14 protein-coding genes are annotated in these 24,439 nt (G+C 38.0%); 10 read left to right on the top strand and 4 right to left on the bottom strand.

Translation table 11 applies throughout. The features are described from left to right. Positions 1–10: 10 nt before the first annotated feature. Positions 11–1,489 (top strand): efflux transporter outer membrane subunit, encoded by a 1,479-nt coding sequence (locus AC13EX_RS19445; protein WP_482893968.1) that lies wholly within the window; start codon positions 11–13, stop codon positions 1,487–1,489. Between the two features lie 302 nt (positions 1,490–1,791). Here AC13EX_RS19445 and feoB read toward each other — a convergent pair whose 3' ends face one another. Both feoB and AC13EX_RS19435 read right to left on the bottom strand, forming a co-directional pair. Then, a complete protein-coding gene (gene feoB, locus AC13EX_RS19440; protein ID WP_482893967.1) occupies positions 1,792–3,903 on the bottom strand; it encodes a ferrous iron transport protein B in 2,112 nt (703 codons plus the stop codon). Between the two features lie 3 nt (positions 3,904–3,906). Then, complete coding sequence (locus AC13EX_RS19435) at positions 3,907–4,128, bottom strand: FeoA family protein (RefSeq protein WP_048642799.1); 222 nt, start codon at positions 4,126–4,128, stop codon at positions 3,907–3,909. A 695-nt stretch (positions 4,129–4,823) separates the two neighbouring features. Between AC13EX_RS19435 and AC13EX_RS19430 the strand changes: the two genes are divergently transcribed. The 3 genes from AC13EX_RS19430 (at position 4,824) to AC13EX_RS19420 (ending at position 10,990) form a co-directional block, all read left to right on the top strand. Next, positions 4,824–6,203, top strand: coding sequence for an MBL fold metallo-hydrolase (locus tag AC13EX_RS19430; protein ID WP_482893966.1), 1,380 nt, complete (start codon positions 4,824–4,826; stop codon positions 6,201–6,203). 313 nt (positions 6,204–6,516) lie between these two features. Beyond that, positions 6,517–8,022, top strand: coding sequence for a pyruvate kinase (locus AC13EX_RS19425; RefSeq protein WP_482893965.1), 1,506 nt, complete (start codon positions 6,517–6,519; stop codon positions 8,020–8,022). 109 nt (positions 8,023–8,131) lie between these two features. After that, on the top strand, positions 8,132–10,990 hold the full coding sequence (locus AC13EX_RS19420) for a family 78 glycoside hydrolase catalytic domain (protein ID WP_482893964.1): 2,859 nt from the start codon (positions 8,132–8,134) through the stop codon (positions 10,988–10,990). Positions 10,991–11,203: 213 nt separating this feature from the next. Here AC13EX_RS19420 and yiaK read toward each other — a convergent pair whose 3' ends face one another. After that, complete coding sequence (gene yiaK / locus AC13EX_RS19415; protein ID WP_482893963.1) at positions 11,204–12,220, bottom strand: 3-dehydro-L-gulonate 2-dehydrogenase; 1,017 nt, start codon at positions 12,218–12,220, stop codon at positions 11,204–11,206. 530 nt (positions 12,221–12,750) lie between these two features. On the opposite strand from yiaK, the gene AC13EX_RS19410 reads away from it, so the two are divergent. The 4 genes from AC13EX_RS19410 (at position 12,751) to AC13EX_RS19395 (ending at position 18,099) form a co-directional block, all read left to right on the top strand. Next, positions 12,751–14,457, top strand: a complete 1,707-nt coding sequence (locus tag AC13EX_RS19410) for a DUF3857 domain-containing transglutaminase family protein (protein WP_482893962.1) — start codon at positions 12,751–12,753, stop codon at positions 14,455–14,457. Positions 14,458–14,461: 4 nt separating this feature from the next. Continuing rightward, positions 14,462–16,435 (top strand): DUF3857 domain-containing protein, encoded by a 1,974-nt coding sequence (locus tag AC13EX_RS19405; protein ID WP_482893961.1) that lies wholly within the window; start codon positions 14,462–14,464, stop codon positions 16,433–16,435. A 92-nt stretch (positions 16,436–16,527) separates the two neighbouring features. Then, positions 16,528–17,529: a zinc-binding alcohol dehydrogenase family protein gene (locus AC13EX_RS19400; protein ID WP_482893960.1), complete on the top strand. Its 1,002-nt coding sequence runs from the start codon at positions 16,528–16,530 to the stop codon at positions 17,527–17,529. A 99-nt stretch (positions 17,530–17,628) separates the two neighbouring features. Continuing rightward, positions 17,629–18,099, top strand: a complete 471-nt coding sequence (locus tag AC13EX_RS19395; RefSeq protein WP_048642792.1) for a hypothetical protein — start codon at positions 17,629–17,631, stop codon at positions 18,097–18,099. Positions 18,100–18,496: 397 nt separating this feature from the next. Here AC13EX_RS19395 and AC13EX_RS19390 read toward each other — a convergent pair whose 3' ends face one another. Then, the gene (locus AC13EX_RS19390; RefSeq protein WP_482893959.1) at positions 18,497–20,659 is read right to left on the bottom strand and encodes a glutamine synthetase III family protein; all 2,163 of its coding nucleotides are present in this window, start codon (positions 20,657–20,659) and stop codon (positions 18,497–18,499) included. Between the two features lie 234 nt (positions 20,660–20,893). On the opposite strand from AC13EX_RS19390, the gene mtaB reads away from it, so the two are divergent. Next, complete coding sequence (gene mtaB, locus AC13EX_RS19385; RefSeq protein WP_482893974.1) at positions 20,894–22,213, top strand: tRNA (N(6)-L-threonylcarbamoyladenosine(37)-C(2))-methylthiotransferase MtaB; 1,320 nt, start codon at positions 20,894–20,896, stop codon at positions 22,211–22,213. A gap of 134 nt (positions 22,214–22,347) precedes the next feature. Continuing rightward, on the top strand, positions 22,348–24,414 hold the full coding sequence (locus tag AC13EX_RS19380) for a BNR-4 repeat-containing protein (protein ID WP_482893958.1): 2,067 nt from the start codon (positions 22,348–22,350) through the stop codon (positions 24,412–24,414). Positions 24,415–24,439 lie beyond the last annotated feature (25 nt).

Here is a 24,439-nt window from a genome sequence, read left to right as displayed (position 1 = left end):
ATTTGAAAATATGACATTCAATCATAAAATAAAACAGACCTACCTATTCGCTCATTTGATCATTGTAATGGTTATTTTGAACCTTTGGGGATGTAAATCAGGAGAGAATTATGTGCAACCAAACCTAAATCTACCGGATGCATTTAAAGCACTTCCTACAAGCCAAACGGACAGTCTTCATAGCGACACTTTGAACATAGGGAAAATCTCATGGAAGGACTTCTTCGAAGACACTACATTGCTGAGTTTGATCGATGAAGGCTTGAACAATAACCTTTATTTAAAGCAGGTGAAAAAGGAAAGTGAAATTGCCAATGAATCATTGAAGCAATCAAAAGCAAACTTTTTCCCTCAGCTTACAGCATTCCTTGAAAAAAGAGACGACCGTTACTCCCAAAATTCCTCCACCAGGGAAAGCACCAAGTATTATGAAGGTAAAGACACCCCTAAACAATGGTATGTGACCAGGGCAAATAACATGGCAGCCATACAGTCAAGTTGGGAGATCGACTTATGGGGAAAGCTAAGGCGTATTAAGGAAGCCAATCAGTCACAACTTCAACAAAGAGAAGCCTTTACAAAGGCAATTAAGACGGACATAGTCGCTGAGATTGCTACCTCTTATTACAAACTGCTAATGTTGAAAGAACAACAGCAAGTCGCCGAATACAATTTAAGACTTAATGATTCTACACTTAGTATTGTAAAACTACAGTATAGGGCTGGTGAAGTTTCTTCATTGGCCATCACACAAACCGAAACCCAGAAATTAATTTCCGCATCATTGGTACCCCAAATAGAGCGGCAAATTGAAATTCAAAAAAACAATTTGAATGAACTATTGGGAGAATACCCCAAGGAAAAAATTGATGTGCAAAGAGGTTTGGGTGATACCCGACTTCTGAGCGAGATCTCAGTAGGAGTTCCCCTTGAGCTAATAAAGAACCGTCCGGACGTGAATGCTGCAGAGTTTGCCCTGGTTGAAGCCAATGCACAGGTAGGGGTTTCACAAGCCATGCGCTACCCTTCCTTGTCCTTAAATGCCCAACTTGGGTATGATGCCATAGACCTATCAAATGTATTGAATCCGGGATCCGTTTTTGGAGTATTTGTTGGATCCCTTACCCAGCCTATTTTTCAAAACAGAAAGCTAAAAACAAGGTACAGAATAGCCCTAGCTGAAAGAGACATCGCCGAACTTGCTTTCCGAGAAAAAGTAATACAGGCTGTAGCCGACATTTCCAACGGGATGGTCACCATTCAAAAATTGGAAGAGGAATATGGCTTGGCAGAAAAACGATTGATTAATGCTAGAAAAGCAGTAAAAGAGTCTTATTTATTGTTTAGCAGTGGCTATGCCACCTATCTGGAGGTAATCACAGCCCAAAGCAATGCACTGGAAAGTGAGCTGTACATGGTTGATGTGAAGATGCAAATGCTGATCGCCAATATTGAATTGTACAGAAACCTAGGAGGTGGTTGGAACTGATTTATAGGCTGCTTAAACCCGAACAAATCCCAAGATGTGGGATACAAAAACAGTTACAAGGTCATGGAATTTATTCAAGCTCCATGTTTTTGTAACTGTTTTTATTTTAATTCTGGCTTATTATTTTTTTAAAAAAGCAATTTAAAATGGATAAAGTATAAGGTAAAAGATTAAAATTTAACCACACTTGTCACATCCACAACCAGACTGTGGTTTAGCTCCTTTATGAAACCAAGTACGATAAACCCAGCCTCCAATAACGACTACAAACAATCCAAAAACCAATGCTTCCTGCCACATAACTAGGAGAAAATTTGATAAGTTGCCAAAGCCCCCAAATAGGCGATAATTGTCATGAAAAGAGTCTGCAATATAGGCCATTTCCAACTCTTTGTTTCCCTGTACACCACTGCAACTGTACTCATACATTGCATGGCCAAGGCATAAAACACCATCAACGAGAATCCAGTAGCTCTGTTAAACACTTTTTCCCCAGTATCAGCGTGTACCTGTTTTTCAAGCTTTTGTCTGATCGTAAGTTCATCTTCTACTTCTTCTCCGATACTATAAATTGTAGCCACAGTGGCCACAAAAACCTCCCTGGCTGCAAAAGAAGTAAGCAAAGCAATCCCAATTTTCCAGTCATAACCTAAAGGACGTATCGCTGGTTCTATGGATTTGCCTAAAATTCCTATATAAGAAGCTTCCAGCTCCTTTGATGCATAAACATGCATTATTTCCTCTTTTTCACTTTCGGAGGCATTCTCCAACAGGGCTGTCTTCTCAGCCTCCACCGCTTCCATTCTGCCTGATGGCCCATAACTAGCCAACACCCATAATACTATAGATATAGCTAAAATCACCTTCCCTGCCTCTAAAACAAATATTTTCGACTTATTAAACATGGTCAATAGCACAGTTTGCAATCGGGGCATTCTGTAAATTGGCAGATCTGTCATTAAAAAGCTTTTCTCCTTCGTTTTTAAGATAAACTTAAGCGCCAAAGCTCCCAATAAGGTAAAAACAGTTCCAAACAAATACATGACCAATAAGGCTATTGCCTGAAGGTTAATTCCCATCCAGGCTTCATCAGGAACAGTCAAACCTATCAAAATAATGTATACCGGCAAACGTGCAGAACAACTCATCCAAGGCGTTACCAGAATGGTTATTAATCGTTCTTTACTGTTATTGATGTTTCTACTGGCCATTATACCAGGTATCGCACAAGCCATACCTGAAATCAAAGGCACTACACTTTTTCCGTGCAAGCCAAAAGGACGCATTATGCGATCCATTAGAAACACTACTCTAGAAAAATAGCCCGTATCTTCCAGAAAGGCCAGAAACCCAAACAACAGCGCTATTTGAGGAATGAAAATCACCACTCCTCCAATTCCTGTAATTATCCCTTCTGATAATAAGTCCGTAAAAACGCCGGGAGGAAGTGTCTCCACTACCCAACTGCTTATGGAAGCAAAAGTGCTATCAATAAGATCCATTGGCGTTTCTGCCCAGGCAAATATTGCTTGGAAAATAAGTAACATGATCCCAAAGAAGGTCAAATAACCCCAAACTGGATGCAAGAAAATGGCATCCAATTTCCCATGAAACTCTCTAGGCTCATTTGATCCAGAAAGTACCGATTTGCTCAGTAAATCTTTAATTTTTTTATACCTGCCTGTAGTTTCCTTAGTCTGTTGATCAATTGGATCAAAATCAAAAGCTTTGGATCGCTCTTCCAACCACAAGTGCTTTTCCTCAGACAAGGTAGGGTCAAAGGAGGCAAATATTAATTGTTGAAATGCTTGATAAGGCTGCTCATAACCAAATTTCTCTTGAACCTCACTAAGCAATTCAGGAAATTCTAATTCATGAAAAGGTTTGCCAATGACAAATTTATTTTCAATAAATAATTCCTTTACTGCATCTAATCCATGGTTATTTCTGGCATCAGTCATTACCAATGGAACACCTAATTCCTGGTAAAGAGCAAAAGTTTTAATATTTAAACCCCTTTTTTCAGCCAGATCTTTCATGTTGATCACGAAAGCTATTGGAATACCTAAATCCATTACCTGTGTGCCAAGTAATAGACTACGTTCCAAATTACAGGCGTCCAATATTACTAGGGCAGCATCTGGCTTTTCTTCTCCCTGACCATTGAGGACTTTATGGGCAATAACTTCATCTTCAGATTTTGGCAGTAGACTGTACGTCCCTGGCAAATCTATCAGTTCAAAATGCTGCTCACCTTTGTGGAAATAACCGACCATTTTATCAACAGTCATTCCAGGGTAATTCCCGATTTTTTGATTTAAACCTGTGAGCTGGTTAAATATACTTGACTTCCCCACATTTGGATTACCAATAATGGCAATTCTCCGTGTGCGCAATTTTTCTGCTATTTCCATTCGCTATCCTGCTTTCAAATGAATCAGATTAGCCTCCTCTATCCTTAAGGCAAGTACATTTCCGTCAATGATAAAAGCCATAGGCCCGTTGAAAGGTGCTTTTTTCAACAAACTGATTTTTTTACCAGGTAAAACCCCCATTTCCATCATTCTAACCAACAAGTTTGAGTTGGCAATGCTGTCAATTTCGTATATCGTATTGTTATTAAGTCCGGCTGCAGTCATAGGGATTCGATTTTAAAGACTAATCTGCATCTTTGATTTCAATGCGCAATTTTAACATAATTTTCTCGAAAAAATAAGGATTTCAGCCTTTATTTAGATTGAATAAATTATGTCATCTGCAAGTTTATAACCAAAAAATGCAGCCTGTAAGTTCGCCAAATGGGAAAGCAATTGAAAAAAAATAAAAACATGACAAAAATCAACTAGTAAGAAGAGGGAATTTCACCCTTTAAAACCAGAATATCTTTTCTATTTAGCAGAAAAAAAATAGCTGACTTCACTTATTCTAAGACGAATTTTCCGTTTACACTAGATCAGGAAGAGGTATTCATTATCCCTAAATAGATTCCTTTAGGTACCAATGGGTTCAATGTAAAGGAGACTATAGCATGGCACAATTTTCCAAATACGGAAATTGATAAAAATGCGGGGCATGAACTATTTTCACTATCTAATAGAATGAAGTAGTCAGAAGGCTAAAAATAAACCTCTACAGAAAATTTAATTAATGCTTAAGTGTTAAATGTCACTGTTAAAACTGTAAAATTAACCTACATTGAATAAGAATAAAGGCATTAAAATTGTTTAGATGACTTTACTCTTTGATAAGAAAACTTTGGTCATTTACCAAATACTTTATGGCCTTAGCCTACAATTTATTATTAAATTAAATCGTCAACAAAATTATATTTATTATGTTTTTCGAACGTGTATACGATAAGAGTTTGGCACAAGCAAGTTATGTAATAGGTTGCCAAGCAGGAGGTATTGCTGCAGTGATTGATCCAAAAAGAGATGTAGACACCTATTTGAAGATTGCTGAAGAAAACGATTTCACCATCACGAAAATCTTTGAAACCCATATTCATGCTGATTTTTTGTCTGGCTCACGGGAATTGGCAACCCTAACTGGAGCAGAATTGTACCTCTCAAATATGGGAGGTGAGGACTGGCAATACGAATTTCCACATACAAAAATCATTCATGGTGACCATATATCCCTTGGAAACTTAGATTTTGAGGTTTTACATACTCCGGGCCATACTCCTGAAAGCATCAGTTTCCTCCTTACAGATAAGGCAGCTACTTCTGCTCCCGTTATGGTTTTTACTGGGGATTTTGTGTTCGTTGGAGATGTTGGGAGACCAGACTTATTAGAGCAGGCAGCGGGGATCAAAGGTAGTCAGGAAATAGGAGCTGCACAGTTGTTTGAATCTCTTAAGCAATTTCAAAAAATTCAAGATTTCATACAAATCTGGCCAGGACATGGAGCAGGCTCTGCTTGTGGAAAAGCATTGGGAGCCGTTCCGTCAAGCACAGTTGGCTATGAAAAGATCAGAAACTGGGCATTCCAGCTTTTAGAGGACGAGAAGACTTTCACAAGTACTTTACTGGAAGACCAACCCGAGCCTCCCCGGTATTTTGCTAAGATGAAGCAACTCAACAAAATTGAGCGCAAGCTTCTCCCCACCGTCCCTGAGATAAAGCACTTGCAAAAAAGTGAGTTTAATGCTCTTCCTGCAGGGATGCCCGTAATAGATACAAGGTCTCCCCAGGCTTATGCGAAAGGGTTTTTAGAGGGAAGTATTAACATCGAAAACAACAATACTTTCCCTACCTGGATGGGATGGTTTATGGATTATGACCTTCCTTTTACTTTGATTGCTGAAGCCGATGAATTAGAGGACATTTCAAGGAAGCTGATGAGAATTGGACTCGATGAGGTCTATGGATATATTAGTCCTGAGGAATTGAAAAATAACAAAGACATTAAATTAAGGACTTCCAGCCCTATAGGTAAGAGGGAAGTTCAAGAAAAAATAAAACAGCACAATGCTCAGATTTTAGACGTTAGGGGTGCTTCAGAATTTAAAACAGACCATATTAAAGGAGCTGAGAATATATTTGTTGGAAAACTCAAGCAAAACTTGGATCAAGTCAGCAAGGATCGCCCAGTAATTGTGCATTGCAAATCTGGTAGCCGATCCGCCATAGCCTTTTCCATATTAAAAGCCAATGGTTTTGAAAACGTATCCAACTATGCAGGGGGCTGGGAAGACTGGCAGAATACTTAAACCCAAAATATGCAATAGACATTCTATTACATGCTGAAATCGCTTTAAAATCAGCCACTTCATTGCTGTTTTCAATTTCACCATAGCGGTGCTATGCTAAAATTGAAAACAGTCTGATTGTCTCGCGATTGCAACACTTCCCGTAAACACGGGACAGGCTATTACGAATCTTATAACATAATCCGGGTTAAACCTGAAGTATAAGATTGATGCTTGTTTTTAATACTAGATTTAGTTAATTGCATAAAATTAACAATACCAACTAAGCAATCTTTATTTAGTATTTAGGTATATCCCAGAATATTCTAAACCAATGAAAACTACCATTCTACAACTTGCTGATGAATTGGCTCAGCTGGAAGAATCCTTACTTAAGGCTACCCGCGAATTTGAGGTCTATTTAAATCCTCTTCCTGAATCACAAATTGTTTCTGCAATCAATTTGATTCAATACTTGTACTTTAGAAGTAAAGACAGAAAATCTTTGCAGGAATGCCTCCATTACTATGGGTTTTCTGCTCTTTCTAATTCGGAGAATCACCTTCACAGACAGCTTCAGACGATAAGGGAACGTTTGGGTCATGTATACCCGGAATCTGCTCTCAATCCATGTACTTACAAGTTTAGCAGGAAAAAACTCGAGCAAAACAGCAAATTCCTTTTCGGTAAACCAGCACAAGCCAATATGCCTGTAGTGATGGTCACATTTGCCTCCGATTTCGCAGACAATCCTGAACTAGTAGAAAGGCTATTGCTCAATGGCATGCAAGTGGCACGTATCAATTGTGCCCATGACAATGAACAGGTTTGGATGGACATGATCAAACAAGTCAGACTTGCCGAGGAAAAGACCGGCTTGTCTTGTAAGATATATTTTGATCTGGCTGGACCTAAAATTAGAACATGTCTATTGGCTAAGGGTAAAGAAGAGGGAAAGGTAAAGGTGGAAGAAGGTGACCTTATATGGCTAGCCGAAACAAATGAAGGATTTTCCGAAGAAGATGTAGTGATTAGTCCCAATGAAAAAGGAATAATTTCAACGCTGGAGGAAAATCACCGGGTTTTTATAGATGATGGAGAATTTAGTGGCATCGTGACCAAGGTGGAACCTGGTAAAGCTGCTGTTAAGTTAATCCGCGTTGCCTCCAAAAAAGGGAAAATCAAATCAGAAAAAGGGATCAATTTCCCTGATACTGAATTAAACATCCCATCCCTGACTGAGTACGACAAAGCCTGCCTGCCATTTATTTGCCAACACGCTGATTTACTGGGCTACTCATTTGTAAAGACTCCTGGAGACATTACCAGATTGTCCAATGAACTCAAAAAATTGGCACTAAAACATCCTCCCGCAATCATTCTAAAAATAGAAACGCCTGAATCTGTTAAAAATTTACCGGCACTATTGTTTGAAGCAATGAAAAACCCTCCATTTGGAATCATGATAGCAAGGGGTGATCTCGCTGTAGAAATCGGTTTCGGTCGAATGGGAGAAATACAAGATCAAATCTCATGGATCTGTGAGGCAGCACATGTACCAGTTGTTTGGGCAACGCAGGTATTGGAAAATCTCCAAAAGTCAGGAATGCCAACCCGTTCTGAAATCACAGATGCAGGGCAAGCTTCTCTGGCAGAATGCATCATGATCAATAAGGGCAATCATACCATTCGGGTTTTGAAAACACTAAAAGAAATTATGCTAAGGACAGCTGGTCATAAAACCAAAAAGAGATTTATTTTTCGGCCCTTGAGTATCGCTATAGACTTTATAGAGTCCAATAATGTCTATAGAATTGAACCCGTTCCGGAAAATAAGTAATACTCATAAACCTGCCCTTAGCAGGTAGCATGCCATACCGAACAGTACAGTGCAGGACGCCTTAAGGAATACATTCCTTTATATTTGGATCCAATCTAACAAAAAGCCCATGAAAATATTAACTTTTTTAGCAAGCTTTGCCTTAATGCTTTGTATTGATGCATTGGCCGTTTCTGATCTAAAGCCTGAATACCTGCGCTGTGAATACCTAGAAAACCCTTTTATTGATGAAAAAGAACCCCGATTAAGCTGGATTTTAACTTCGCAGGTAAGAGATCAACACCAAATAGCCTACCGTATCTTAGTCGCAAGCAAAATTGAACTTCTAGAACCAGGGAAAGCCGATTTATGGGACTCTGATAAAGTGAAGGGTTCCGAAACTTCCCAGGTTGTTTACAAAGGAAAACCCTTGCTTTCACGTCAGAAGTGCTATTGGAAAGTTAAGAGTTGGGACAAAAAGGACCAAGAAGGTGAATGGAGCAAGTCCGCATCTTGGGAAATGGGACTATTGGAGAAATCCGATTGGAACAGTAAATGGATAGGAAAAGATTTTTCCTCCACTACTCAGCCGATCCCCTTTAAAAACAAAGAACTTTTCCTCCCAGCCTCTCCTATCTTCAGAAATCAAATAAACCTTAAAGAAAAAGTTTCAAAAGCCCGGTTGTACATCACTTCTTTAGGATTATATGAATACAAAATCAATGGGGAAAAAGTAGGTAAAGACTTTCTTGCTCCTGGCTGGACGGATTATAATAAAAGACTGTATTACCATGTATATGATGTCACAGATCAACTAGACAAAGGAGAACAGGTTTTACAGGCCTCTCTATCTTCAGGTTGGTACAGTGGCTATATAGGTTATGCTTTATTGATAGGTAACCCTGTAGTAAGGGGCTTTTATGGAGACACCCCAGCTTTGAGAGCGCAACTGGAAGTTACCTATGCAAATGGTGAAACAAGCACCTTCGCCACCAATGAGGAGTGGAAGGTTAGCTCAGGAGGGCTTCTGGAATCCGACATACTGCATGGCGAAACTTTTGATGCCAGAAAGGTGCCCGAAAATTGGAGCAGTACAAATTTTGATGATAAAAACTGGGAACAAGCCGAAATCATTAATGCCGGCAATCGTAATTTGGAGCTTTACCCTGCACAACCAGTTCAAATGACTGAGACTATAAGGCCAATAGAAATTCATGAGCAGGAAGAAGGCAAATATATTTTTAATATGGGTCAGAACTTTGCCGGATTGGTAAAGTTGAAAGTAAAAGGAAAAGCAGGTGACAAAGTAGTGCTGAAATTTGGAGAGATGCTGCATCCTGATGGAAGGCTTATGGATGAAAACCTTCGTATGGCTAGAGCCACGGACACCTACATTTTGAAAGGTGATCCTGATGGGGAAGAATGGACGCCTTCTTTTACTTATCATGGTTTCCAATATGTAGAAGTTACAGGGTTTCCCGGGAAGCCTACTAAAGAAAACATTACAGGCCTAGTTTTGGGCTCAAATACCCCAAGAGTAGGTCATTTTGAAACGGATCACCCTATGGTCAATCAGCTGTACAAAAACATTATTTGGACCCAAAGAGCAAACTTTGTTGACATCCCAACTGATTGCCCTCAAAGGGATGAAAGGATGGGATGGACAGGAGATGCTCAAACCTATGCTGGCACAGCAGCAATTAACATGGACGTCTCCGCCTTTTTTACTAAATGGATTCAGGATTTGCATGATGCCCAATGGGACTATGGGGCTTATCCAGACTATGCTCCGGCTCCCGGAGTAAGAAGTACCGACACTTATGCTCCAGCTTGGATGGAAGCGGGAATTATTAATCCTTATGAGCAATACAGGGCCTATGGAGACACCCGCATTTTGGAAAAAGGCTGGGAAAGCATGGAAAAATTCATGGCTTTTCATCATCAAAAAAGCAAAGGAGCTTTCTTTTATCCAGAGGGATCATTTGCGGACCTCAGCCCTAAGGGAGGATATGGTGACTGGCTTTCTGTAGGTAAAAAAACACCCCCAGACATGCTCGCAACCATTTACTATGGTTATGCAGCCCAATTGATGGCAGAAATGGCAACCGCCATTGGCAAATCAGAAAGGGCAATGCACTACCATGATTTATCGAAAAAAATTAGAACTGCCTTTTCGGATCATTACTTAGATAAGGAAACAGTAAGGCTTGTTACCAATGTGGCAGCCTATGGAGATGGAAAGGGATATGTGGATGGACAAATGGGTTTTTCAGGCAACACGCAAACAGCTTATGCTAATGCCATTTATCTTGACTTCCTAGATGAAGAGCAAAAAATGGTTGCAGGAGCTCATTTGGCCCAACTGATCAAAGATAATGACGGAAAACTGGCTACTGGCTTTTTGGGTGCAAAGCAACTTTTACCTGCATTATCAGCAACAGGCCACAGTGACATCGCCTACCAGCTACTTCTTAATGAAGAGTATCCTTCTTGGGGTTTTGAGATTAAAAATGGGGCCACAACTATCTGGGAGAGATGGGACAGTTATGTGAAAGACGATCCAGAAAAATTAGCCAGCTTAAACAATGGAATGAATTCCTTTAGTCATTATGCCTTCGGTTCCGTATTTGAGTGGATGTTTCACAACATGGCTGGAATCAAATCAGAGGAAGCCGCATACAAGACATTTGTTATTGCTCCAGATATACCCAAAAATGACATCAATTATGTCTCAGCAAGCCATGAATCTATCCATGGGAAAATAAGCAGCTCCTGGAAAAAAGAAAGTGGAAAACTTCTTTTGGAAGTTAGCATTCCTGTGAATACGAAAGCTACTGTTTTTATTCCAGCCAAAGATGAATTAGACGTTTTGCTTGATAACAAACGTTTAGACCAACATGAAGGCATTCAAAAGGGAAACTTTTATAAAGGTAAACAAGCTGTAAAATTGGGTTCAGGAACGTATAAATTTGAGAGTAGTTTAAATTAATTTCCCCATTGATTTGAAGGGAAATACAAAGCTGCTTGGCCTTGGAATTGGAAAACCTAACCAAACATAGCATAAAAACCTACGATTTTGGCGGTAAGGAAGCTTATTTCTACCACAATCTCGGCAAAATCGTAGGTTTAGTTTATGTTATCCTTCATTACTTTAGGCCATGATTAATAAAGAAAAAAAGGCTTTAATCTAACAAGAGCAATATTATTCAATCATTTGCTTGACTGATTTCCAAATATCGGCATCCACTGGTACACCAAGTTTAAGATTTTCCTCCCTCCTTAAAAATGATTGTTCTCCTGGGTAGTTTATTTCCATGCCTTCGAAAACTTTTGAACTTTTTAAATCTGCTAAGGCATTTCCAATTTTGTTGTCAAGCTTTTCTTTTGGAATCCCCAAAGTTTCGGGATGTAGGCACAGAAAGAATTGGGAGATCCCATATTCCTCTTTTTGTCCACCTATCTCATAAGTAGACTGCCCATCAGAAAGACCAGACGCCATAAGGTCCAGCATCATTGATAAGCCAGCCCCTTTCCATAAACCTATAGGCAAAGCCAATTCCTCTGCAATGACCTGCAAAGGGTCTTTGGTTATTTTCCCTTCCGAATCAAAACCTGCATCGTAGGGTAATTCTTGATTGGCTTTTTTGAAAATAGCCATTTTCCCATAAGAGTATTGCGTCATAGCAGTATCCAGAATCACAGCCTTGTCCCGATAAGGCAAGGCAATCACCAAAGGATTATTGCCTAATTTGGGTTCTTTGCCTCCCCAAGCTGGCATATTGGGAATGGTATTGGTAAAGCAAATACCAATGCATCCTGCTTCAGCTGACTGCCATCCATAGTTTCCTGCACGCATCCAGTGGTTGGTATTGTTTAAAGCCACACAACCCATACCGTTGTTTGAGGCCATGGCGATTGCTCTATCCATGGCCAAAGACGCATTGTACATTCCAGCCCCCAACTGACCATTCCACCGTTCCATAATAGGCAAAGAAAATTCTTTTATTGGTGCTTTGTCCGGATTTACCTTTCCCCTTGCTACTTGCTCCAGAAAAGCAGGAAAACGATTTAATCCATGTGAAGCCACCCCATCCAAACTTGCCATGGCAAAAAGGCGGGAACAAATTTCTGCCTTTTCCTGATCAAACCCATGCTTTTTTAATACTTGGGTGAATGTGGTTTGTAAAACTTTTAAGGGAATCCTTTTGCTGGTATCCATACAGATTTTTTGGTCAAGGTTTATTTTCAGATTAAAAGTAAAAGAATTTTATCGGGGGTGAAAAATTACTACTTGAAATATTAATCAAATAAAGCCTAAAAATGGTCAAGTTAAAGATGCCTCAAAATCCAATATTCAAAAAGAAGAAATAAACATCAACATGCATCAAGATTATCACAGGACGAACAAATAGGTTATAAAATTTCTTTCATGTTGAAAACAGTCATTGTGAGACAGTTAATTTGAGCTGAAAAATTGTAAAAACAAAAAAACCACACTTTTCCAACGGCTAGGATACCATCTTCTATTAATAGGATTCAAAAAAACCAACTAGTAAATCAATTGATGTTTTTTTTTATTTATTAAAATAAATAATTACATTCAATGGAAGCAGATAAAAACAGTAAATGTTTAGCGCATTATTTTTATATATTTTTTTAAGTTTATCTTCTATTCCTATTAATTTAAATAGGGAAAATATATCTATACCCGTATATTCTAATTTAAAAAAGCAAAGTAAAATCACCTTATTGGAAGATTATTCTTATGAGTTGGAAATAAATCAAGTAACTACGATTTATGATTCAAAAGGATTGTCACACGCATCGCAGCATTTTATTATAGATCAATTCACAAGCTTAGATAATTTTGAAGTTAAGGTAGTAAACCCAAATAATGGCAAAACCATAAAAAAATATAAAACTAAAGACCTTGAAAAAAGAGCACTGATTGATAACGGAAGTATTTATCAAGATTTAGAAGTAATGTATTTTACTCCGGAAGCATCCTCCTATCCCATAAGGGTAGAGATGACCGCCCGTATAAAAAAATCAGGCAATTTTTATTTCCCGAGTTGGAACCCTCAAAACTTTCATCATCAAAAGGTTGAGCAGGCCAGTTTAGAAGTTAACTATCCTAAGGCATTAGGAATTCGGTACAAAACACAACTTTTCGAGGGCGACTTTAATGAGTCGTCAGATACTGAAACCCAAACCCTTCTTTGGACTACAGACAACCACCCACCATCTACTACTGACGCCAAGGATACTGAGTTAACCAAAATAAAGCTCGCACCAGTAAAGTTTGGTATAGATGGATTTGAGGCTAGTATGGATACCTGGGAGAATTTTGGGTTATGGTTTTACCAACTTAATAAAGAAAGGACAAACTTACCCGAAGAATTCAAACAGGAAGTTAAGCTAATGGTTAAGGATGCAGGTTCAGACATTGAGAAAATTCAAATCCTATACAAGTACCTGCAAAACAACTATCGCTATGTCAGCATTCAGTTGGGGATTGGTGGCTGGCGGCCTATGGAAAGTGCTGAAGTGTTGTCAAAGAAATATGGGGATTGCAAAGGTTTAACCTTATTCATGAAGGCCATGCTTTCTGAGGTAGGTATAAGTGCTGATTATACCTTAGTGAATGCAGGGAAGGACACCTCCTTTGATGAGGATTTTCCCTCCAATCAGTTTAACCATGCCATCCTTCGAATAAATTCCGGCAAAAATCGCTACTGGCTTGAATGTACTTCCAATCACCTTCCTGCCGGGTTTTTAGGTGCATTCACCAAAAACCGAAAAGTATTGGTTATAACCCCCGAAGGAGGAAAAATTGACCATACTCCCTCCTATTCTGATCCTGACTTCAACACAACAAAAATCATTACTTCGATAATGTTAATGGAAGATGGTAATGCAAAAATTGAAGGCTCATTGCTACAGCAAGGGTTTCCGGCAGAAACCGTAATTATGAAAACTTTTGATAAAAAAGAGAAAGAAATCAATACCATTTTCAATGAACAAATAGGGGTCAATGGATTACTAATAAATGAGCTAAGCTTAAATAAAATTATTAACTGGAAAGAAATAGCTACAGAAATAAACTTTTCCGGTGTTGTCTTAAGGTACTTTAGAAATACGAATAAACGCGTTTTCATCCCAATGTCTTGGTTCAATTGGAAAATCAATATGGAAGCCCCGACTGGCAACTATGTTGAGGAAATTTCGATAAAAAAACACCGTGCTTTAGATGTGGAATCCATTCCTAAAAACATTACCATCAATAAAGAAAAATTTGATATAAATCTGGCGATAGCGATCGATGAAGAAAATATATTAATTAAAAAGCACATAAAAGTTAAAGACGCTATTTCACTTTCTAGCGAAGAACAAAAAGCACTATTAATAGCTATAAATGAAACATTAAATGGAGAATTAATTCTCACTAAACAATGAGCATATGGTTTTTTCAAGAATTATAGTATCATTCATTATTTTGGCATTATCTCCACTATTTTTATTTTCCCAAGAAATGCGTTTTGGGAAGTACAATGACTTTGAATTTAACTTCAATGAAGTCTCATTTGACCCTGAAGCAGATGCCGTGGTATTGCAGGAATCCTGCTACAATTTATTCTCTGGCATTGTGCTGGGAAGCAAGATACACCGGAGAATTAAAATACTTAAAGAAAGTGGCAAAGAACAAGCAAACGTCACCTTAAGGTACTTTAAAGGAGACGACAATATTCAAGATCTCTTTAAGATTAAAGCACAAACGATTAACTTAATAAATGGAGAAATTCAAATTGAAAAATTATCCAAAGGTGATTTTTACGAGGTAGATGCTGGTGATGGCTGGAAAGAAATAAGGTTTACCTTCCCCGGTGTGCAAATTGGGTCTATTATTGACTTTTCTTATGAAAAAACGGATAAATCCATCGTTTCACTGGAAGGCTGGGTATTTCAAAATGAGATCCCCACTCTAAAATCAATTTATGATATCACCTTCCCATCTTTTTTGAGGTATAAAAATTTGACTCAGGGGCTTAAGACCATTACCCATAATTATCAAACCAAAACAAAAGGCAATTATCGCTGGGAGCTAGAAAACCTGAATGCATTCAAGACTGAGCCTTATATGGCACATTACAAAGACTATTTGGAGAAAATCGATTTCCAGTTAGATGGGTATGAGTTCAGGGAAATGGATGGCTATGGTACAGATTTAAATAAATACGAGCAATTATTCCAATCCTGGCAGGATTTAGCAGAATATTTCACAAATCGGACTGAATTTAAAAGCTACTTAGAACCTAAAAAGAAGCAAGCTGAAATTACCGACATTAACAGCAATGAGTTAGATACGCTTCAACTTGCAAACAATATTTACAAGCATGTAACCTCCCAATACAAATTTAGCGGCTTATCCTCCATTGTACCCACTAAAAAGCTTAATGAAACAATCTCAAGCAAAAATGGCAGCAGGTCAGAAATAAATTTATCACTAATTGCCCACCTAAGACATTATGGGATTCTAGCTTATCCATTACTTATAAGTAGCAAAGGTAATGGACGATCCAATCTGGTACCATTTCCATTTATAGATCAATTTAATCATCTAATCGCCGTTTCATTAATAGGCAATAAAGTTTATTATTTGGATGCAACCAATTCAGATATTCCCTTTGGCTTTCTACCCTCTGATTTTCTTGTTTATCAAGGCTTTCTGATGATAGAAGAAAACAGTGGGCTTATGGACATTAAAATCCCCCATTCCTCCGGATACAATGTTTTTTCTAATTTAGAGCTAGGAAAAAATTCCATAAAAAGAGAGTCGACAATAAAAGTAATGGATTTTGATTACATCTTGAATTCTGGCCTTTTTAACGAAATAAACGAATCGAACGATGTCTTCCAAACTAAACTATTGCCCAAATCAGATAACCCAGAAGTAATACAAACCATTTCTATTACGGAAAACGATAAAAAAGAGAATGGATTATTAATTAATTACACAGCTACCAAAGAACTAGATTCAGGTAAAAACCTATACATAACTCCTTTTCAGTTATTGCGCTGGGAACCCAATCCTTTTGTTAGAGCAAGCCGTGTATTCCCAGTAGATTTCAATTATATTTTCACTGACAGGTATGCAACTAAAATCGAAATTCCTGAAGGATATGTACTAGATGATTTTCCGGAAAATGCCTCCATGACCCTCCCAAGCGGAGCTGTCTCCTTCAATTTTAATGTTAATGTAATGAAGAACACAGCCATAGTGAATTCCATAATATCGGTTAAAAACCATATTATTGACGCAAATGACTACCCCGACTTGAAATACCTGATGGATATCATATCAAGCAAGTTTAAAGAACCAATGGTATTTATAAAAAAATCAAACAATACAGAAATCGACAAACCTTCAGAATAAGCATTGTGCCATTTCTTTAAGTAAAATACCATTATCCGTTGCTTAATTCCTGCTTTTTTCACTCCTTGCAAACCTAAAAATTCATTCAACATATGAAAGTAATTAGCTGTGATCATCCGGGTTTGTTTGTATATAAAGAAGCTAAAATACCACAACCTCAAAAGGGGGAAGTATTGGTTAGCATTAGAAAACTAGGTGTTTGTGGAACTGATTTACATGCCTTTGCTGGTAATCAGGCTTTTTTTACTTATCCAAGAATCCTTGGGCATGAAATAGCAGCCCAGGTAGAAGAACCCAATGGATCAGCCTTGCAGCCAAATGATCCTGTGGTAGTCATCCCCTACCTACATTGTGGGCATTGTAGCGCCTGTAGTTCAGGAAAGACCAATTGCTGCGAAAAACTTAAAGTGCTGGGTGTACATACCGATGGGGCCATGCAGGAATATATGGCTCTGCCTGCATCTATTCTAATACCTACCCCACAGCTAAGTTGGGATGAAATGGCCATTGTAGAACCTTTATCTGTAGCTGCCCATTCAGTAAGAAGAGTTGGATTGAAAAAAGGAGACAAAGTATTGATAATGGGCTGCGGACCTATTGGCTTGGCCATAATGGTATTTGCTCAGCTTGCCGGAGCGGAAGTTACTGCATTAGACATCAATTCCTGGAGGTTAGGTCTAGCTCAAAATGAATTTAAAGCCAAGCATACCATAAATGCCAAGGAAATGGATACAAGCTTAAAAGAACAATACAAAAATAGCTTTACAGCTGTATTTGATGCCACTGGCAATAAAACCGCAATGGAATCAGGTCCTTATTATGTAGCTCATGGTGGTAAATACATTTTGGTTGGGCTATTTAAAGATCAATTGTCCTTTCATCACCCATCCATTCATGCCAAAGAATTGACCCTGCTGTGCAGTAGGAATGCAACCAAAGAGGATTTTATATATGTCATTCAAACTTTAGAGAAAAAGCAATTCCCTACCCATAGTTACACTACGGATAAGTTCCTCTTTTCGCAGACCAAAGAAAAATTTCCTCACCTAACCAATCCTGAAAATCAGGTTATAAAAGCATTAATAGAATATTAAAGAATTCTACCATTTAAAAACCCCTATCACCGATTATACATTGGCTTTTGTTTCTTGATCGTTTTATTTACGAACTTTGAAAATTAAAGAGACTAATATATGAATAGGTTTTCATTTATATTCCTGACCTTCAGCTTTATGACTTGCCCTTTGTTTGTAAAGGGCCAAATAAATAGTGAGTACCAATTCTTGAAAACCAATAATGCTTACGTTGTAAAACCATTTGCTAAGGACTTCACCAGAATTGACACAGAAGGCATGAGCCTCGAATGTTCAACAACGAGTCTTAGTAGAGAATTAAACTTCCAGCATATATCAGGTTATTTTGATGAGGACACCCAAACCCTTTTTAGAAATATAAAAATTCAGGCGAGGGTATACATAGATATCCAGGGTGATATCAGAGATCTTTATTTCATTAGCGAAAATGATCCGAAAGATCATGGTATAGATTTTAAAGCTTTGGCCACCCACATACAAAGAAAACTGAGAATAGATCAAAATAAAGATTGTCTTCCAAAACTTGATGACAAATTTATTTCTTGGTACATCCCCATGTACCTGTATTAATTTTGTTCTAAATCCTACGCTTTGCCTTCCAATAATATTGTAATAAGCTAATAATTTGATTACAATATTATTGCCTTCTTAAAACCGGATTATGTAATAGAATTCCTCCGCCCTGACAAGGTCAGGGGTGATGCCTGTCCCGTGTTTACGGGAAGTGTTGCAATCGCAAGAAAATCGGCTGTTTGGAGATTTTAGCTTAGCACCGCTATGGTGAAATTGAAAACAGCAAGGATTGGGTATTTTAAGGCGATTTCAGCACGTAATAGAATGTCCATTGCATATTTCGGGTTGAACTACTTTGAAGTGAATTAGTACCTACCTTGTAATAGATAAAAATGCAATAATCTAAAGACATAAAAAAAGCCCGATACAATCGGGCTTTTTATTTTCTTAATTTTTATTTCAGAAAGAGCATCTCTCTGTATTTCACCAATGGCCAAGATTCGTCGTCCACTAGTAATTCAAGTTTGTCTACTGCATATCTGATTTTATCGAAGTAGGCGTCTTTTACGTCATCACTATAAAGCTTGGCTTTAGCAGTAATGTCTTCTTCTTTATTTACACGCTTCCTAGCTTCAACCATATTTCCCACATCAGATTTGAGTGATTCAATATGTTTAGAGATTTCTTCAATTGTCTCAATAGCTGCAGAATGGTCCAAACCTAAACCTTTCAAACCGTTTGCATTTGCAATAAGCTTGTTTTGGTATAAAATAGCTGTTGGAATAATGTGGTTCAAAGCCAAATCACCCATAACACGTGATTCAATTTGAACTTTCATTATATAATTCTCCAATCTGATTTCATGTCTTGCATGTAGCTCTCTTTCGTTCAACACATTGTGTTTTTTGTAAAGATCTGTTACTTGCTTAGAAATAAGAACATCCAAGGCATGAGCAGTGCTCTTAAGGTTAGAAAGTCCTCTTTTCTCAGCTTCTTGTGCCCATTCTTCAGAATAGCCATCACCTTCGAATCGAACTTTTTTACTTTCCTTAATATATTTTCTAAGTACATTAACAATGGCAAGTTTCTTTTCTTTACCACCACTAATTTCCTTATCGATATCTCGTTTCATATCCATAAGGATATCAGCAACGATTACATTAAGCGCAGTCATTGGACCTGCAGGGTTTGCAGTGGATCCTACTGCCCTAAATTCAAATTTATTTCCTGTAAAGGCAAAAGGAGAAGTTCTATTTCTATCGGTATTGTCAAGAATGATTTCAGGAATTTTAGAAATCCCCAATTTCATATACATGTTGTCCCCTTTTTCTATTTTCAAGTTGCCATTTTTCTCCAATTCGTCAAGAATCTCAGTCAATGTACTTCCCAAGAAAATAGAGATAATCGCAGGAGGTGCTTCATTTGCTCCTAATCTGAAATCATTACCAGCTGAGGCAATACTTGCTCTAAGTAAATCTGCATTTACATATACTGCTTTGATAGTAGCTACCAAGAAGCACAAGAACTGAAGATTTTCTCTCGCTGAATTACTTGGCTGAAAAAGGTTAACTCCTGTGTCTGTGATTAAAGACCAGTTGTTGTGCTTACCACTACCATTAAGCCCTGCAAATGGCTTCTCATGGAATAGCACTTTAAGACCATGCTTTTCAGCCACTTTTTCCATAACCTCCATCAACAATAGGTTGTGGTCAGTAGCTTTATTGATGTCCTCAAATAAAGGAGCAACTTCAAACTGTCCTGGGGCAACTTCGTTGTGACGCGTAGAAACAGGAATACCTAATTTCAAAGCTTCAATTTCAAAGTCTTTCATATACTCCTTAACCCTAGAAGGTATAGAGCCGAAATAATGATCATCCAATTGCTGACCTCTAGCTGGATTGTGTCCGAAAACGGTTCTTCCAGCCATTACTAGATCTGGACGTGTTGCATATAGTGCTCTATCTACAACAAAATATTCTTGTTCAACCCCCAAAGAAGGATTCACCTTCTTTACATTTCTGTCAAAATACTGACAGATTTCTACTGCAGCGGCATTAATTGCCTCGGTAGATCTGATAAGAGGTGTTTTAAAATCAAGTGCTTCGCCAGTATAAGAAACAAATATAGTTGGTATACAAAGCGTTTGGTCGAAAATAAATATTGGTGAACTAGGATCCCAAGCAGTGTATCCACGTGCTTCGAAAGTAGTTCTTATACCACCATTAGGAAAAGAAGATGCATCAGGCTCTTGTTGAACCAATGTGCTACCTTTAAATCTCTCCATTCCTGCCAATGCATCGAAAAAAGTATCGTGCTTTTCAGCTGTTGATCCTGTTAATGGTTGAAACCAGTGAGTATAGTGCGTTGCACCTTTGGACATGGCCCATCCTTTTACTGCAGTTGCGATTTCATCAGCAGTGGACATATCTATTTTTGTTCCCTTTTCAATCGCAGTTTTGACTTTTTTGAAAACAGGACTAGCTAAGGTTTCCTGCATCTCTTTTAAGCCAAATACCTGAGAACCGAAATAATCAGAAATTTTTAAAGAAGGTGCCACTGCAGTTAACTTAGCTCTGCCTTGCACTTTCATTAACGCTTTTTGTCTTAATGTTGCCATTTGAATAGTTTATGGTTTAAAAACTAATTACAAAATTAGAAAAATAAATGGTTTTTTTTCAATTATGGTGATTTTTAAAGGCCATTTCCGTGATTTTTACAGTTTTGACAACAAACACACCTAAAATATCCATCAGAACCCGCGTTTTTTTTCGAATTAGTCAATTTTATTGCAAAAATGGAAAACTCAATGATATTCACTAAATTTGCCCCAGAATATAAAGAAGTTAAAAGTTTGAAAAAAGTAGCATTCTATACCCTCGGTTGCAAATTAAATTATGCAGAGACCTCTACCATCAGCCGCATGTTTGAAAAAAAGGGCTATAAAAAGGTGGGGTTTGAGGAAACCCCTGACATTTTTATTGTCAACACTTGTTCGGTTACTGAAAATGCCGATAAGAAATGCAAGAAAATCGTAAAGGAGGCTAAAAAAATATCCCCAAATGGTTTTATTGCTATTATAGGATGCTATGCCCAACTCAAACCTCAGGAGATTGCCACTATCCCTGGCGTTGATGCTGTATTAGGAGCCGCAGAAAAATTCCGATTAATAGAATTGCTAGATGATTTTGCTGCTGGTCAGGAAGCTAAGGTCTATGCTTCATCAATAGCAGAAGCGGAAGAATTTAACAATGCCTATAGCATACATGATCGAACCCGTACTTTTTTAAAGGTTCAGGATGGATGCAATTACGGCTGTGCTTTTTGCACAATTCCTTTGGCAAGAGGAAAAAGCAGAAGCGACACCATTATTAATATAGTGGCTGCCGCCAATGAGATTGCAGCTACCGAAGTAAAGGAAATAGTAATAACAGGGGTTAATATAGGAGACTTCGGTATCCACAATGGTAAAAGAAAGGAAAAGTTTATAGATCTGATTCAGGCTCTAGATAAGGTATCAGGAATTGACCGATTCCGTATTTCCTCTATAGAACCAAATTTACTAACCAATGAGGCCATCACATTTGTGGCCCAATCCAAACACTTTGTACCCCACTTCCATGTTCCTCTACAGTCTGGAAGCAATACCATTTTAAGGAAAATGGGGCGCCGCTACCTGAGAGAACTTTATGAAGACCGGGTTAGCAAAATTAAAGGCTTGATGCCTCACTGTTGTATAGGTGTAGACGTGATCGTAGGTTTTCCTGGGGAAACTGAAGAATTGTTCCTTGAGACTTACGAGTTCCTTAAAGAACTTCCCATTTCTTACCTACATGTATTTACTTACTCTGAAAGAGCCAACACCCGGGCTGCCGAGATGGATGAGGTTGTCCCAATGAAAACAAGGAATAAACGCTCAAAAATGCTCAGAATTCTTTCTGAAAAGAAAAAAAGGGCTTTTTATGAAGAAAATCTAGGTAAAACGTATACCGTTCTATTTGAAGGAGATGTGGAAGATGGTAAAATGCACGGTTTTACAGAAAACTACATTAGAGTAAGTGCCAAATATGATCCGCTTTTAATTAATGAATTAAAAAATGTGACATTGGTTAATATAAATGAAAAAGGTAGTGTTGATGTTTTTGAACCTGAAACTGAAGAAATTCACCACTAAAAATAAAAATTGGTAACGTTAATCAACCGATAATCTACGTATTTTTAAATTTTATAATTTTTTTGATGTAAGATTGAAAACCTTATCTTAAATTGGGTAGAAGAAAGATTTATCCCTCAATCCAATTTATTAAAATGATCACCAATTCTAAGAAGCTCTTTTTTACAATTATTATTGCACTGTTTCAGTTCAACAATGCCTTTTCCCAAAATTCGGTAGGAAAAGACATTGACCCTTTCCAACCATTCAAAATTGTAGAAGATGGAAGCTGGTGTTGGTTTCAGGATGAACGGGCACTTTTGATTGATAACAAAGTGGTTTTTACTGGAGTCACGTCCAAAGGTTATAACACTGTCAGTGAATGGAATCTGGATGATTACAGTTCTAAAACCACGGTATTAACGGAAGGTTCACTTCCTGCAGATGACCACAATGTTGGCTCATTAATGCTTAGACCTGATGGAAAACTTCTAACGGTCTATGGTGGACATACCATCGATGAATTCGTAAGGTACAGAACAACGACCAACCCCTATGACATAAGCAAATGGACAGAAGAGGCTGCCTTTGCTGCCAACGGAAAGGTTTGTTACTCGAATACCTATTACCTTGAAGATGCCGACCTTACCTATAATTTCTTTAGAGGCAATGGCAACAATCCGCATTATATGGTCTCCAAAGACTATGGAGATAGCTGGACTTTTGGGGGGAGACTATTCGAATTTCCGGGAAGGTCCTATCTAAGGTATGCTTCAGATGGAAAAACTCGCATCCATTTTATTACCACAGATGGACATCCAAGACATATGAACAATAATATTTACCATGGTTATGTGGAGAATGGCAATGCTTATAGGTCTGATGGAACATTGGTAGGACCATTAAGTACTACAGAAAACAGCAAATTTAAGCCTTCAGATTTCACTATGGTATTTGACGGTGATTTTGATACCCGTGAAGACATAGGATGGACAAGTGATATTCAATTGGATGAAAACGGACAACCTTATTTTGTTTTCTCTGTCACCAAGGACCCTATTACAAGAGGTGAAAGGTTTAATGTCGAAAAAGGTGGTTTTGACCACAGGTACCATTATGCTAGATGGTCAAATGGAGAATGGATCGAAGATGAAATCGCCTATGCTGGTAGCCGTTTGTATCCTAGTGAAAATGAATATACAGGTCTTATTAGCTTGAACCCAAAAGATAAAAACATCCTTTACTTTTCAGGGGATGTACATCCAGTAACTGGTGATCCATTACTTGTAGATGGTGAAAGAAGATATGAGATATTCAGAGGTGAAAGACTGAATGAAGAAAGTCCTTGGAAATTCACTCCTGTAACTTTTAACTCAAAAGAAGACAATATCAGACCCATAGTTTTGGCTGATGACAATAAAGAAGTGGTAATGTGGTTGACAGGAAGGTACACTACCTATAAAGATTACCAACTTAAGGTGTACGGTAAAGTCATTAAAAAAAAAAGAATAGTTAAGGAGGAGGAAAAGAACAAAAAAATAACCTTTCTCATCAGCAAGGATCCTGACAATTACGAGGCTGACCTTACCATTCCTTACTTTGCAATGAAACTTGCAAAGGAAAGCGGTTTCGAAACCAATGTAATTCTCGGTGAAGGAGAAAGAAATGCTTTTAAATTGCCTGGATTAGAAAGCATAGTAGACACTGATCTACTGGTGTTTTTCTTGCGTAGGGTAGCCCTTTCCTCTGACCAAATGCAACTTATTAAAAACCATATTGCAGCAGGAAAACCTGTTCTTGGTATCAGAACTGCCAACCATGCTTTTTCGGTCAAAGATGGAAAAATCCCCTCTGGCTATGAAGACTGGTGGGAATTTGTACCAGAAGTAATCGGCCATGAAAACATGGGTTATGGAGCAGCAAAAGAAGCTACTCAGGTAATCACCGAACAAAAAGCAGGTAAAAAATTATTGAAAGGAATCCCAGAAGGAAAATGGATAAGTCAAGGCAACCTTTATTTAATGGGAAATAGTCTTGACAGTAAAGCAAAATTAATATTAAGCGGTGAGTCCGATGGGAAAACCATGCCTATCGCCTATACCAGAAAATCAGGTAAGTCAAAGGTGTTTTATACTTCTCTGGGTTTCCCTACAGACTTTACCCACCCCAATTTTACCCAATTGTTGAAAAATGCAATTGACTGGACTTTAAACATAAAATAAGCATCCCACTAACGTATACATCAGC

It is taken from the genome of Cyclobacterium sp. L-R, from assembly GCF_056859355.1.
The sequence above is the reverse complement of the archived record's forward strand: the minus strand, read 5'-3'. Positions and strand labels throughout refer to the sequence as shown.

Coding starts and splice junctions, on each gene's coding strand:
- AC13EX_RS19445 (WP_482893968.1), top strand. CDS start 11: ATGACATTCAATCATAAAATAAAACAGACCTACCTATTCGCTCATTTG.
- feoB (WP_482893967.1), bottom strand. CDS start 3,903: ATGGAAATAGCAGAAAAATTGCGCACACGGAGAATTGCCATTATTGGT.
- AC13EX_RS19435 (WP_048642799.1), bottom strand. CDS start 4,128: ATGACTGCAGCCGGACTTAATAACAATACGATATACGAAATTGACAGC.
- AC13EX_RS19430 (WP_482893966.1), top strand. CDS start 4,824: ATGTTTTTCGAACGTGTATACGATAAGAGTTTGGCACAAGCAAGTTAT.
- AC13EX_RS19425 (WP_482893965.1), top strand. CDS start 6,517: ATGAAAACTACCATTCTACAACTTGCTGATGAATTGGCTCAGCTGGAA.
- AC13EX_RS19420 (WP_482893964.1), top strand. CDS start 8,132: ATGAAAATATTAACTTTTTTAGCAAGCTTTGCCTTAATGCTTTGTATT.
- yiaK (WP_482893963.1), bottom strand. CDS start 12,220: ATGGATACCAGCAAAAGGATTCCCTTAAAAGTTTTACAAACCACATTC.
- AC13EX_RS19405 (WP_482893961.1), top strand. CDS start 14,462: ATGGTTTTTTCAAGAATTATAGTATCATTCATTATTTTGGCATTATCT.
- AC13EX_RS19400 (WP_482893960.1), top strand. CDS start 16,528: ATGAAAGTAATTAGCTGTGATCATCCGGGTTTGTTTGTATATAAAGAA.
- AC13EX_RS19395 (WP_048642792.1), top strand. CDS start 17,629: ATGAATAGGTTTTCATTTATATTCCTGACCTTCAGCTTTATGACTTGC.
- AC13EX_RS19390 (WP_482893959.1), bottom strand. CDS start 20,659: ATGGCAACATTAAGACAAAAAGCGTTAATGAAAGTGCAAGGCAGAGCT.
- AC13EX_RS19380 (WP_482893958.1), top strand. CDS start 22,348: ATGATCACCAATTCTAAGAAGCTCTTTTTTACAATTATTATTGCACTG.